Annotated in this window: 12 protein-coding genes; 10 read left to right on the top strand and 2 right to left on the bottom strand. The window is 63.7% G+C overall.

Annotated elements, in window-relative coordinates:
• Positions 1 to 36 precede the first annotated feature (36 nt).
• The 7 genes from TsocGM_RS21040 to TsocGM_RS21065 all read left to right on the top strand — a co-directional run bounded on the left by TsocGM_RS21040 (position 37) and on the right by TsocGM_RS21065 (position 4,365).
• Entirely contained in the window at positions 37 to 990 is a 954-nt protein-coding gene (locus TsocGM_RS21040; protein WP_199756855.1) for a DUF1259 domain-containing protein, read from the top strand.
• Entirely contained in the window at positions 987 to 1,436 is a 450-nt protein-coding gene (locus tag TsocGM_RS21045) for a chromate resistance protein ChrB domain-containing protein (RefSeq protein WP_126727435.1), read from the top strand. The genes TsocGM_RS21040 and TsocGM_RS21045 overlap by 4 nt, the downstream gene beginning before the upstream one ends.
• Complete coding sequence (locus TsocGM_RS26240) at positions 1,429 to 1,599, top strand: hypothetical protein (RefSeq protein ID WP_158633682.1); 171 nt, start codon at positions 1,429 to 1,431, stop codon at positions 1,597 to 1,599. Before TsocGM_RS21045 ends, TsocGM_RS26240 begins: the two co-directional genes overlap by 8 nt.
• Positions 1,586 to 2,269: an ABC transporter ATP-binding protein gene (locus tag TsocGM_RS21050; RefSeq protein WP_126727436.1), complete on the top strand. Its 684-nt coding sequence runs from the start codon at positions 1,586 to 1,588 to the stop codon at positions 2,267 to 2,269. The genes TsocGM_RS26240 and TsocGM_RS21050 overlap by 14 nt, the downstream gene beginning before the upstream one ends.
• A gap of 1 nt (position 2,270) precedes the next feature.
• Positions 2,271 to 3,071, top strand: coding sequence for an ABC transporter permease (locus TsocGM_RS21055; RefSeq protein ID WP_126727437.1), 801 nt, complete (start codon positions 2,271 to 2,273; stop codon positions 3,069 to 3,071).
• 587 nt (positions 3,072 to 3,658) lie between these two features.
• The gene (locus TsocGM_RS21060) at positions 3,659 to 3,898 is read left to right on the top strand and encodes a type II toxin-antitoxin system Phd/YefM family antitoxin (RefSeq protein WP_126727438.1); all 240 of its coding nucleotides are present in this window, start codon (positions 3,659 to 3,661) and stop codon (positions 3,896 to 3,898) included.
• A gap of 32 nt (positions 3,899 to 3,930) precedes the next feature.
• Positions 3,931 to 4,365, top strand: coding sequence for a type II toxin-antitoxin system VapC family toxin (locus tag TsocGM_RS21065; RefSeq protein WP_126727439.1), 435 nt, complete (start codon positions 3,931 to 3,933; stop codon positions 4,363 to 4,365).
• A 48-nt stretch (positions 4,366 to 4,413) separates the two neighbouring features.
• On the opposite strand, the gene TsocGM_RS26580 is transcribed toward TsocGM_RS21065, so the two are convergent.
• Both TsocGM_RS26580 and TsocGM_RS21075 read right to left on the bottom strand, forming a co-directional pair.
• A complete protein-coding gene (locus TsocGM_RS26580; RefSeq protein WP_199756856.1) occupies positions 4,414 to 5,640 on the bottom strand; it encodes a PD-(D/E)XK nuclease domain-containing protein in 1,227 nt (408 codons plus the stop codon).
• 14 nt (positions 5,641 to 5,654) lie between these two features.
• On the bottom strand, positions 5,655 to 7,940 hold the full coding sequence (locus TsocGM_RS21075) for an argonaute/piwi family protein (protein ID WP_199756857.1): 2,286 nt from the start codon (positions 7,938 to 7,940) through the stop codon (positions 5,655 to 5,657).
• Between the two features lie 273 nt (positions 7,941 to 8,213).
• Here TsocGM_RS21075 and TsocGM_RS21080 point away from each other — a divergent pair, with 273 nt between their 5' ends.
• From TsocGM_RS21080 to TsocGM_RS21090, 3 genes are read left to right on the top strand one after another with little or no spacing between them, the layout of a single operon-like run.
• Entirely contained in the window at positions 8,214 to 10,244 is a 2,031-nt protein-coding gene (locus TsocGM_RS21080; protein WP_158633683.1) for an ATP-dependent nuclease, read from the top strand.
• Positions 10,241 to 10,879, top strand: coding sequence for a UvrD-helicase domain-containing protein (locus TsocGM_RS21085; RefSeq protein WP_126727441.1), 639 nt, complete (start codon positions 10,241 to 10,243; stop codon positions 10,877 to 10,879). Before TsocGM_RS21080 ends, TsocGM_RS21085 begins: the two co-directional genes overlap by 4 nt.
• The gene (locus TsocGM_RS21090; RefSeq protein WP_126727442.1) at positions 10,828 to 12,156 is read left to right on the top strand and encodes a 3'-5' exonuclease; all 1,329 of its coding nucleotides are present in this window, start codon (positions 10,828 to 10,830) and stop codon (positions 12,154 to 12,156) included. The genes TsocGM_RS21085 and TsocGM_RS21090 overlap by 52 nt, the downstream gene beginning before the upstream one ends.
• The last annotated feature ends 15 nt before the right edge of the window (positions 12,157 to 12,171 follow it).

The following is a 12,171-nucleotide window of genomic DNA, read 5'->3' on the forward strand; positions in this document are numbered from 1 at the left end:
TTGACACCGACATCGTTATCCTCAGGAGAATTTCCCATGGAACGCACGCTCAAGACCGCCCTTTACGCGACCCTCTTCACGGCCGTGACCCTCGGCTCCGGCCTCGCGGCCATGGCCCAGGAGGTGCGTCGGCTCGACGCCGAGCGGATCGGCTCGGCCGCCGGGAGCGAAGCGACGACGACCGCAGACGGTGTGGTCCGCATCGGCTGGCCGCGCGATGACGTGAAGGTCACGGTCGACGGCCTGCACCTGAAGCCCTTCGCCGGGCTCGGCTCGTGGGCCGCCTTCATGCCGACCGAGCACGGCGCGATGGTCATGGGCGACACGGTCGTCTTCCAGGACGAGGTCTCGCCCGCGATGGACGCGGCCTTCGCCAACGGCCTGGAGGTGTCGGCCCTGCACAACCACTTCTTCTTCGATGAGCCCAAGGTCTACTTCATGCACATCGGCGGCCAGGGCGACCCTGAAGTGCTCGCTCGCGGGGTCAAGGCCGTCTGGGACGCCATCAAGCAGGTCCGTTCCGAGCGGGGCACGCCCGCCGACACGTTCCCGGGAGAGGCCCCCCGCCACGGGACGATCGACGCGACCAAGGTCGAGCGGATCATCGGGCACGAGGGCCAGGCGCAGGACGGCATGGTCAAGATCTCCATCGGCCGCGAGGCATCGATGCACGGGGAGACGTTCGGGGGCTCCATGGGGCTGACCACCTGGGCGGCGTTCTCCGGCACCGACGAGCGGGCCGCGATCGACGGCGATTTCGCCATGACCGCGCACGAGGTCCAGCCCGTGCTCCGCGCCTTGCGTGAGGCGGACATCCACGTCGTGGCGCTGCACAACCACATGGTGGGCGAGGATCCGGCGTATTACTTCACGCACTTCTGGGCCAAGGGGAAGGCGGACGATCTGGCCCGCGGGTTCAAGGCGGCGCTCGACGCCCAGGCCGCCGCCTCGCAAAACGCCCGGCAGCATCGCGGGACGGATGCGCCATGAAGTGGGTCACCCGCGAGAATGCCAAGGTCGATCGCGTCGCCTGCCCCTGGCTGATCCGGCGCTTCGTCGATCCGGAGGCGGAGTTCCTCTTCGTCCCGGCCGACGAGGTGCTGGCGGTTGCCGAGCGGGAGGGGGCGATCCCGTACGACGTGCCCGGGGCGGAACTCGGGCACGTCGACGGCCGTTGCTCGTTTGAGAGCATCGTGCTCCGATACGGTCTCGCGGGTGACCCGGCCCTGGCCGAGCTGGCGAGGATCGTGCACGCGGCGGACATCGTGGCGGAGGTCGACACGGCGCTCGAGGGCTGGGGGCTGAAGGCGATCGCCCACGGCTTCTCCCTGCTGCTGGGCAAGGAGGATCACCGGAAGATCGAACTGGAATCGCCGCTGTACGACGCGCTCTATCTGTGGTGCCGACACAAGCTTGCGGAGTTCGAGGATGAGTGATGATCCGAGACGGGCGGCCGAAGACGGCGAGCGGCTTGGCGAGATCGGCAGCATGGCGATCGCGACGCTCCTCATGGTGCAGACAAGCCCCGAGGCTCTCGTCATCGTCGCTGCCGGGGTCTTCGGCTCCCTCAATCGACGACCGATCCATGAGAGCCCGTGAGCCGTTGGTGAAGGCCTGCGGACTTCGCAGGCGAGTGCCGGGCGGCGACGAACTGCTCCTCGACGACGTGCGCCTCGAGGTCTTCCCGGGAGAGCGGCTCGCCATCACGGGCCCATCGGGCTCGGGGAAGACGGTACTCCTGCGCGCCATCAGCCTCCTCGATCCCGTCGACGGGGGGATCATCCACTGGAGGGGCCAGCCCGTGATCGGCGACGAGGTGCCCGCGTATCGCGGGCAAGTGATCTATCTCCACCAGCGGCCCGCGCTGCTGGAAGGCTCCGTCGAGGAGAATCTGAAGGAGCCGTTCCGCTTCGCCATTCACCGCGCGCGCCGGTTCGACCGGGAGCACGTCGTGGCGCTCCTGCGGGAGCTGGGCCGGGACGAATCGTTCCTCGAGAAGCCGAGCCGCGACCTCTCGGGCGGCGAGGCGCAGGTCGTCGCACTGCTGCGAGCCATCCAGCTCCGGCCGACTCTGCTCCTGCTCGACGAGGCGACGGCCTCCCTCGACCCCGCGACGGTCGCCGCCGCGGAGGACCTGCTCTCCCGCTGGCTCGCCGATGCCCCGTCCGATCGGGCGCTGGTCTGGGTGAGCCACGACGCCGAGCAGACGCGGCGGGTCGCCGACCGAACCGTCCGCATGAATGCGGGCCAATGCGAACCGGAGCGATGACATGGAGCGGCCCTATCTCGAACTCTCGGCCTGGCAGCTCGCGATCGCGACGTCGCTCATCCTCATCAACGGCGCCATCTCCGCCCTGCTCGGCCTGGGCCTCGGTCGTCGGCTCTTGGTCGCCGCGGTCCGCACGGTGGTGCAGCTCCTGCTGGTCGGGCTCGTCCTGGAGTGGGTCTTTCGTTTCAGCCGCTGGTACGTCGTGCTCGGGCTGCTTGCGGTGATGACGGTCGTCGCCGGGCTGGCCGCGATCCAACGGGTCGGCTTCCGCTATCCCGGCATGTGGCTCTCGAGCGTCGTCTCCGTCTGGGCCAGTTCCTGGCTCATGGGAGCCGCGGCGGTCTTCGCCATCGTCCCGGTCGAGCCGTGGTATGCCCCGCAGTACGCCATCCCGCTCTTGGGGATGATCCTGGGCAACGCCCTGAGCGGCATCTCGCTCGGGCTCGACCGGCTGGGCGAGGAGCTGATCGGAAGACGTCCACAGGTCGAGGCGATGCTCGCGCTCGGGGCAACACGCTGGGAGGCGGCGCGACAGCCCATCCGGCAGGCGGTGCGCACCGGGATGATCCCGATCATCAATGCGATGATGGTCGTCGGCATAGTGAGCCTCCCCGGCATGATGACGGGGCAGCTCCTGGCGGGGGTCGCCCCGATCGAGGCGGTGAAGTACCAGATCGTCATCCTGTTCCTCATCGCCTCGGGCACGGCGCTGGGAACCGTCGGCGTCGTGCTCCTGAGCTACCGGCGACTGTTCAACTCCGACCACCAATTCCTCCATCAGTTGATGAAGGAGTCTCGCTGATGTGCCCGAATGGACTCACGGGCGCGGGCCCGGAAACTTCGGCTGAGCGTGTCATGAGTGCGCACAGGCCGACGAGTTGATGGTGCCAGATAGCGTCAAAGAAACCGTGCCATTTACCGTCAAACTTAACACCCTACTCTGTTTCGGCCTTTCTTCGGCGGAAGATAACCGGTTTTATCTTCCATCGTCAAATGCTGGAATTCAGGGCAGGGGGCTTATTCTTTCGCCGGTCAGAGACCGTCGCGGATTCGCTCGGCCGGCACACGCCCGACCCCAATCGTCCCAGCTTTGCTGCCCACCGGGCCGTCGAAATCCCCTCTTTCAGCTCCTCCTCAGGAATCAGCTCTGGGGTCACGGGATCTCTCGACGCAACCCTTGCTTGTGAGACTCATTCCAGGATAGTGCGACAGCTCCGGTGAAACTTGAGATGCTCGGGTTGTTCTCCCGCCACTTGTGCGGGCGATCACCGTCGAGAAGACGCTCTTCGCCGAGGTCGACGAGCAACTCGACAAGCCGGAAAATCGAGGCTCTACACCCGGCAACCGATGTGTTAGACTGGTTGGAAAGACTAGTTGAAAGAGGCGGCCATGACAACGGTCGGATCGTTCGAAGCGAAGACGCATCTCTCCCAACTCCTCGAGCGGGTCGCCCGGGGCGAGCGGATCACCATCACGAAGCACGGCCGGCCCGTGGCGGTGCTCGTGCCCCCGCCCGCCGAGAAGGCCGACGTCGAGGAGACAGTTCGGAAGTTGATCGAGTTTGGCAAGGGCCGCTCGCTTGGCGGCCTCACCGTCCGCGAGATGGTCGAGGAAGGCCGCCGCTTCTGACCTGACAATCGACGGCCCGGAGGTTATAGCGCATGGACGTCAAGGAGGATTTCGTCCTGGACAACTCGGTCACGATGACCTGGTGCTTCCCGGACGAGCACGACACGTACGCTGAGGACGTGCTGAAGGCCCTGCCGGGGGCTGCCGCGGCGGTGCCCTCGTTGTGGTCGCTCGAGGTGGGTAACATCCTGCTGGTGGGCGAGCGTCGCGGGCGGATCAGCCAGGCCGACACGGCCACGTTCATCGGCCTGCTCGAGGGGCTCCCCATCCTGATCGACGGCGAGACCTCCGAGCACGCGATGAGGGCGTCGCTCGACCTGGCTCGCGCGCAGAACCTGTCCGTCTACGACGCGTCGTACCTTGAGCTCGCGATGCGTCGCGGATTGCCGATCGCGACGCTCGACGGCAAGCTCAAGGCCGCCGCGGCCGCCGTCGGCGTCGCGATCTATGCCTTGCCTCAGCCCTGATGAACCGGCCTCGTTGCCCTCCTGCGACCGGTAGTGCTGCTATCGGGCCTATCCGCCCTGGGGTACCACGATGACCGAGACGCGAAAGGCTCCTTCAGTATCCGAGAGATCGGACTCCAACGCCGCCGGGTTCTCGCAAACACTTGTAGGATCGTAGATAAAACAGACCAACGCCCGGCAGTCGGGATGTGAGCGGTATCGCTCCTTGTCTTCGGTGAGCTGCACGATCAGCTCTTTCTGATCGAGTCCCTTCCTCGTCATCTTCACTTCGACGACGACCTGCTCGCGCTTGAGCAGGAAGTCCATCCGCGTCGACTTGCCCCCGTAACTCGGCGTCCATTCCTCGGGCCGGACGTCGGCGAAGTGCAGGTAGAGGAGGGCCCGCATTGCATCTTGGACGTCGTACTCATCTTTGAACTCGATGGTGGTTCGGTTGCTGTGTCGCAGTTGGATCTGCCGCGCGAAGAAGTGGAATTTGCGGCAAACGGCCGCAACGAGCGTAACGGCGTCCGCCGTATGACGGCCTACGAACCACGTCGCGGCGAGGTCGGACTCGAGGCGCTGATACACTGCCCGTCGGATCGCATGGTGGACCACGGCTGCCCTGGCAACGTCGGTCGGCATGGCGAAGCGGGAGAGCGACTGCCGGAGTATCGACTGGTCCAACTGGTTGAGATCGGACGCCCCGGGCACCTCCGCCGGAGGGAGTTGATTAACCAGTATCCATCGTCGGAGGGCAAGCACGTCGACTTGTTCCTCGCCCAGGTCGCCCCCCGCTCGGCCCTTCCATTCCGCGGCGAGAAGCTTCGAGGCCCGCGAGCAGAACACCTGGGACCAGGAGTCGGAGCCTACCTCACGTACCAATCTAATCAGCACTTCTTTGAACCATATCCGGAGCTCATTCTCGGGCTGGAGCAACCTCGCGATCCCGAGCGCGATCCCATAGAGCTCGAGTGGTCGGAACGCGAATGTCTGTCGATCGATCGGGAAGGCGTTCTTGCCGGAGAGTCGGCGCACCCCGCTCTCCCACGCGTCGACAACCTCCGCCAGCGGCGTCACAGCCGGGCTCACGAGCTGGTACGCGGCGGCGGCGAGCGGCGGGCCTTGGCCCTGGCGAAGTTCGCTAGCCGCCGGGAGCGGTCCCCATGTCGGGATGGGCCCTTCTTCCTCCGCTGCCTCGTAAACGTGTAGAGCGAAGTGGCCCTCCGGTGTTCCCGGGCGGAACTCGGACTTCAAGAAGCCTTCCAGGTCGGCCAGCTGACGGCTGAAACTCATCGCGATCGGCGAGTTCACAGGAACCACCTGCTGGAGCGAAGTTTCGTGTTGAGGATTGCGGGCGACCAGCCCGGGACCTCTTGCAACCGGGCCAGGAGGGCGGAGATCAATTCCGAGTAGTAGATGGTCACCGGGTCGGAAGCTGGCTGCGTGGACCGCCAGGTGAGCGATGTGAACTTCAGGATCTGTTCCGTCAGATACTGGAGGTCCTTGTAACCGGACTCGCGGTGAAGATGGATGAGGACAGGGGAAGGGAGCGGAGTTGTGGGACGCTTGATCTGATGCGGCCCGTTCGTGCAGAGAAGCCGCGTGTGCCGGCCGAGCTGGGCCACGGTGCCGCGGGCGGGGGCGTAGCGTCCCTTCACTCCGGTCGGCTTCGTGATTCCCTTCTGGGAATCATCGATCAGTTTGAATGGATGATCGTGTGATACCGTTAAGAAAGCGAATTGGATGTCCTGGGTTCGGGCCGCCTCGTGGACGCACTCCTCGGCGATCCTCGCTACCTCGATCTTCTTGAATGGCCTGTGGGCGTGGAAGACGACGCGTACGATGTCTCCGTCTCGCCAGTCGTTGCGCTGCTTGAGCTCCTTCAAGACGTCCGTCGTCGTAGTTCTCAGCACATCCGGATAATCCTCGTAAGAGCACACGCGGGAAACATTGGAGAGAAGATAATTGCCATCACCGCGGAACACAGTGGTGATGCCCATGAACCGATGCCGCGACTCGAATCGGCTCCCGGTCAGTTCGGCCGCACCCAACCCGATCACGATCTCGTCGTCCACAGTCTGATCGTGGGCGACGGTCCACGGCGTGCCGCCCATCTTGGCATAGAGGGCGACGGCCAGGTTCTGGATGGACCACTGGAGGGCTTCGGGCCGCGCCGACAAGGTCGCGTGCCGCACTTCCTGGGTGGGGATGCCGTTCAGCAGCAGAGTACCCTTGGCGTGCAGGTAGGGATTGATCTGGTCGGGCAGGCGCGCGTGGTGATCGAGGAGAGCGACCACCGCGGCGTCGTAGGATTCCTGGTTGCACGCGAGATGATCCTCGATTGAGCGGCGGTAAAGCATGGCGGCCGAATTATCCGCTGTCCCGAGGAGCGGGACCGTGCAGGTGACGAACTCCGGATTGACGAGCCCGAACGTGCCGGCGAACCCCTTCGGATACTTCGAATTGGGGACGGATTGAATGCCGTCGCGAAAGGCCCTGACGAATTGACTTACCTTGCCCGCCGATTGGTCGGGACAGACTACGAGGACCCTCGGGGTTCGCTTGGAGAATGTATCTCGGCTGAACGGGCCGAACCTCATAAGGCCGGACCAAGGGATGATGTTCCGCTTGGACTTGGCGGCGTCGAAGCAATACTCAACATCGCCGTACTTCACCACCGATTGGTAATCACCGCTGTTGTTCAGTTCGACCCGATCACGGATCGTGCATGAGAAGTCGGTGGAAAGTCTGATGGGAGACGCGTTGGTCAGGAACTCCCCCATCTTGCCCAGGAGCTTGTCGAGGGCGGGCCCGAGGAGGAATTCCCCCTCACGGGCATGCCTTGCTGATTCGAAGTCCTCAAACCGCGGGCCCAGCAAGGCGCGCAGGCAGCGAGTGAACGACGCCTTGCTCCCCTCGAGCCAGACCTGGTTGATCGGGATGGCCTTGAGATCGTCGAACGCCTCTGCGAGTTCCACGTTAGCGCCGACGGAGGCGATGGTGCCGACCAGGCGGCGTTCCGTGACGGCCGGGTTCCGCCGGACGACAGCAAGTCCGGAGAGGTCAATACCGGCGCCTTTCAGCCGATCGAGCGGGGCCAGTACCTGCCATTTCATGCCGATTCGCAGGACGACGGCGGCACTCGTCTCTCCCTTGCGTACTTCGATAATCCGCGGATCGAGCTCGAATTGGGGGCTGATCTTGAACTCGTTCACCAGCGGGTGCAGATTTGGCCATCCCTTCGTCACCAGCCGAACGATCTCATCCTTGCGCCCGAGGAACGAGAACGGCCGCCGACGGAAGGCCTCGTATTGGGGGAACACGTCGGGCAGAACGTCGTTCAGGCGGGCGACAACGAGATGCAGATGATCATGCACATCGGTGCTCAGGTCCTCCATCTTGCCAATCGGCTCTGATGGCTCGTCGGCGCGAGGAAGGCAATACGCCCGACCGCCGCGCCAATGGAGGAACCACTCCTTCCCGTACCGCGTCCGGAGAGCTTTCATCTGGTCTGGATTCGGCACATCGAGCACACGGGCGGCAAACCTGGTGGCCGAAAACTCGACGTAGAAACCGTTTAGGGTAATGGGCATGTGCTTGTCGTCCCCAACAGGGATCTACGACCATCCTCGGCAATCGAGCCCGCTTCACTCGGCGTCTGGGCTACACGTTTGCTCGATTCTAATGCAGTAACGTACAGAGTGCACGCGTTTCCATTCGGGCGCGATATACTGATCGGGTGTCCAGTTAGAGACCAGGTCGCGCATGGGTGATAGTGTAGGACTATGGCGGAAGGGATTCCCTGCCGGTTAAGCCGGTCGGGATCCGCGTCGGCTTCCCAGTTTGCTAGTCGTCTGGACCCCCTCATGCGGATCGAAACCCTGAAACTTGAGAATTTCCGGTGCTATGGTCCGGAGACCACCTGCATCCACCTGGTCAACCTGACCACTGTCATCGGCGCGAACGGTTCCGGCAAGACGGCCGTCCTCTTGGCCCTAGCTCGCTTGTTCGGGATCACATCGGACGAAAGGAGAATCGTTCCCGAGGATTTTCACGTCCCGCCGGGCGAGGAATTGTCCGCGGTCCCGGAGAGACGGCTCGCAATCGAGCTCCGCGCCTCCTTCCCCGAACTCGATCGCGGCGAACTGACCCTCGCGGTCCCCGAGTGCTTCCAGCAGATGGCGGTCGACGAGCCCGATGGCGGCCCGTTCTGCCGAATCCGCCTCGAAGCCACCTGGACCAGGGGGTTGGGCCAGGCGGGGTTCGTGGAGGAACGGATCTCGTGGATCTGCAGCGACGCGGAGGTGCCGGCTCAGGAAGACGTCCGGCCGATGAGGCCTCACGAGCGGGCCCGGTTCCAGGTCATCTACGTGCCGGCCGCACGGGATCCGAGCCGTCAGCTCCGCAACGTTCGGGGTACCCTCCTGGCCCGTCTTCTGAATGCGGTTCAATGGTCTGAGAGCCCCGCGGAGGCGATCGGGGGGGCCGCAGAGGCGATCGAGAACCTGTTCGGGAAAGAGCGTGGGATTGAGCTCATACACGAGCACCTGGAGAAGAACTGGCTGGGGCTCCACGACGGCGAGCATTACCGGAGGCCCCGACTGCGTTTCGCGATCAGCCGCATCGAGGAGATCCTGCGAAATGCGGAGATGGCCTTCGGTACGAGCGAGGTCGGCGACAAACACGACGCCGGCCGACTGAGCGACGGTCTCCGTTCACTCTTCTATTTCGCATTGGTGGGATCGATATTCGACATTGAGCAGGCGGCCGTGACTGCCGTCTTGGGAGATCCGGCGGCGGCAGGAGAGACGAGGCCACTCGCCCTCGATCCGCACTTGGCCCCGATCCTGACAGTGTTCGCCATCGAGGAGCCGGAGAATCACCTTTCGCCCCACTTCCTCGGCCGGATCATGGCTCTGCTCCAGAGGATAGCCACGCTTCCCGGTGCCCAGGTCGTCCTGACGAGCCACTCGGCCTCGATCGTCGGCCGGGTCGAGCCGACCGACATACGCCACGTGTTCTTCCAGAAAGACCGAGGGCTCACGGCAATCAGATCCATCCAGATGCCCGAGGCCGGTGACGAGGCGTTCAAGTTTGTTCGTGAGGCGGTCCGGTCCTACCCCGAACTCTACTTCGCCCGTTTCGTGGTACTCTGCGAGGGCGATAGCGAAGAGATCCTTATTCCGCGGTTGGCGCAAAGCCACGCCCTGGACATCGACAGGAGCTTCGTATGCGTGGTTCCCCTCGGGGGGCGACACGTGAACCACTTCTGGAGGCTCCTTCAGAGCCTTTGCATCCCCTACATCACGCTCCTCGACCTCGACAGGGAACGAGACGGCGGCGGGTGGGGACGAGTTAAGTACGTCTGCAAGCAACTGATCGCCGCCGGATTCGACCGCGATAAGGTTCTCGAGATTGAGGACGGGACGACGCTCGACGACGATGACTTTGATGGCATGCACACATGGGACGTGACGGATCACGAGCTGATGGGCGGCTGGATCCGTGCCCTTGAAGACTTCGACGTCTTCTTTTCGTCCCCGCTGGACATCGACTTTCTCATGCTGGAGGCCCATCCGGAGGCCTACAAGTCGGTCGCTGGCGAAGGAATGGGGCCGCGTGTCCCGAGTGATGAAGCCAAGCTCGGAGCGTATATGGCCGACGTTCGGGCGGCGGTGCTCGGAGAGTCCGCCTCGGGCGAGACCTACAGCACGAACCAGGAGGCGCTGTTCCCGTGGTACCGCTATCTGTTCTTAAACAAGGGGAAACCGACGACGCACTTGGCCGCTTTGATCTCGAGCGTTGACGTCGGCGGGTACGACGAGGCGCCGGCGGTTCTGCAGAGGTTGGTCGATCGGATCAAGGTCGCGCTCGACCCCAGCGGAGCTGAACGATGAATCGCTTCATCCGGCACTCGGACTGGCGGCCAATGGGCATCGACGATCTCGAGCCAGAAGCCGACGAGGCGCTGCGGTCGGAGGGCAATGTCTCCGTCATCGCGGGCCCCGGGGCCGGCAAGACCGAGTTGTTGGCGCAGCGTGCATGCTATCTGCTCCAGACGGGGGTCTGTGCCCCGCCGTTCTCGATCCTGGCGATCAGCTACAAACGCGACTCCGCGCGAAATCTCCAGCAGCGAGTTGGGCTGCGCTGCGGTCCTGTCCTGTCCCGCCGCTTCCGCTCGATGACTTTCGACGCATTCGCGAAGAGTCTCGTGGATCGATTCCTTCCCGCCATCCCCCCGGCGTGGCGTCCGTCTCGCGGCTACACGATCGAGAACATATCCGAAGCGGCGTGCAAGGAGTTCCTGCGGGCGTTGAGACCTCCGGATGGGGTGGCGAACCCCAGAGCGATCCACGAGATCAGAGAGGCCGAATTCCTCCGGGACTGCTTCTACGGTTCTCCGCTCGACCAAGCCGTGTCGAGAGCCCCAATGCTCTCGAGTGGGCGGCGGCGCAACTCTGGGATTACCGGATCCACAGGTTGCGACCTTCTCGCCTCTCATTCCCCATGTTCGGGCGGCTCGCCGAACTGATCCTCAGTTCGAATCCCAGGATTCTTGGGGCCCTGAGGTCGGCGTACTCGCACGTCTTTCTCGACGAGTTCCAGAACACGACGCACATCCAATACGACCTGCTGAAGACAGCATTCTTGGGTTCCGCCGCGTCGTTGACGGCCGTCGGGGACAACAAGCAGCGCATCATGGGATTCGCGATGGCGCTGCGAGACGCGTTCGGCCCCTTCGAGGCCGACTTCTCGGCGACTTGCCATCGGCTCAGGAGGAATTACCGATCCGTCTCGGAGCTCGTGCGAGTACAGAAGATCCTCGCGGATGCCATCGACCCCAGGGCGGCCCCGCCGGAGGCGGCCGGTCGCGATGCAGGACTGGAGGGGAAGTGTATCATCTGGACCTTCCCCGATCCGGATGTTGAGGCGCGCTTCCTCGCGTCCTACGTCGCCCATCTGATCAAGAAGGAAGGTGCAGGGCCGCGGGACATCTCCGTCTTGGTCAAGCAGAGAGCGGATCTGTATGCGCAGGGGTTGATCCGCGGTCTCGGGGCTTTAGGGATCCGGGCACGAGTCGAAGCCGAGCTGCAGGATCTCCTGGCAGAGCCGCTGACCGAGGCCATCCTTGATTTCTTGAAACTGGCCCTCCATGCCCGCAACGCGAACGCGTGGGGACGAATTGTCGAACTCCTAGCCGCGACCCGGCCCGGAGAAGATTTCGCTCGAACGCTGCCATTACTCGAACACGACTTGGCACAGTTTAGGAAGGCCTGCCGGGACAAGCTGCTCGCAATCGACGCGGCAGATCACCTGAGTGAACTGGTGCGGGACATCGTCCTGTTCATCGGTGACGCCTATCGCGCTCTCTTTCCCCAATATAGGCAAGGCGACCTCCAGGCACGGGTCGTGAAGGGGTGCGTAGCGGCATTATGGGGCGTTTTCGAAGGGACGAAGAGCTGGGAGCAGGCAGTCCTGCAATTCGAGGGGCACGAATCCGTGCCCATTATGACCATCCACAAGAGCAAGGGACTGGAATATCACTCGGTTATCTTTGTGGGCCTTGAAGATTCTGCATTCTGGAGTTTCAAGCAGCAAAGCGAGGAAGATCGGAATGCATTCTTCGTCGCCTATTCGCGAGCCAAGAGGAACGTCGTGTTCACATTTAGCGCGACGAGGCAATCGAACCCGAGAAGATCCGTCGAGCAACAGTCGAGACGCGAGATCGGGGAACTCTATCAGCTCCTGCTCAAAGCAGGGGTTCGCGAACGTCACATCAAGGAGTGGCCGCCGGCGAAATCTTCGTAGGGCCTTCCGGCTCGG

Source organism: Tautonia sociabilis (assembly GCF_003977685.1).
In the GTDB taxonomy this organism is placed as follows: domain Bacteria; phylum Planctomycetota; class Planctomycetia; order Isosphaerales; family Isosphaeraceae; genus Tautonia; species Tautonia sociabilis.

Bases quoted from the DNA above. Each gene is read 5' to 3' on its own strand.
- TsocGM_RS21040 (WP_199756855.1), top strand. From the start codon at position 37: ATGGAACGCACGCTCAAGACCGCCCTTTACGCGACCCTCTTCACGGCC.
- TsocGM_RS21045 (WP_126727435.1), top strand. From the start codon at position 987: ATGAAGTGGGTCACCCGCGAGAATGCCAAGGTCGATCGCGTCGCCTGC.
- TsocGM_RS26240 (WP_158633682.1), top strand. From the start codon at position 1,429: ATGAGTGATGATCCGAGACGGGCGGCCGAAGACGGCGAGCGGCTTGGC.
- TsocGM_RS21050 (WP_126727436.1), top strand. From the start codon at position 1,586: ATGAGAGCCCGTGAGCCGTTGGTGAAGGCCTGCGGACTTCGCAGGCGA.
- TsocGM_RS21055 (WP_126727437.1), top strand. From the start codon at position 2,271: ATGGAGCGGCCCTATCTCGAACTCTCGGCCTGGCAGCTCGCGATCGCG.
- TsocGM_RS21060 (WP_126727438.1), top strand. From the start codon at position 3,659: ATGACAACGGTCGGATCGTTCGAAGCGAAGACGCATCTCTCCCAACTC.
- TsocGM_RS21065 (WP_126727439.1), top strand. From the start codon at position 3,931: ATGGACGTCAAGGAGGATTTCGTCCTGGACAACTCGGTCACGATGACC.
- TsocGM_RS26580 (WP_199756856.1), bottom strand. From the start codon at position 5,640: ATGAGTTTCAGCCGTCAGCTGGCCGACCTGGAAGGCTTCTTGAAGTCC.
- TsocGM_RS21075 (WP_199756857.1), bottom strand. From the start codon at position 7,940: ATGCCCATTACCCTAAACGGTTTCTACGTCGAGTTTTCGGCCACCAGG.
- TsocGM_RS21080 (WP_158633683.1), top strand. From the start codon at position 8,214: ATGCGGATCGAAACCCTGAAACTTGAGAATTTCCGGTGCTATGGTCCG.
- TsocGM_RS21085 (WP_126727441.1), top strand. From the start codon at position 10,241: ATGAATCGCTTCATCCGGCACTCGGACTGGCGGCCAATGGGCATCGAC.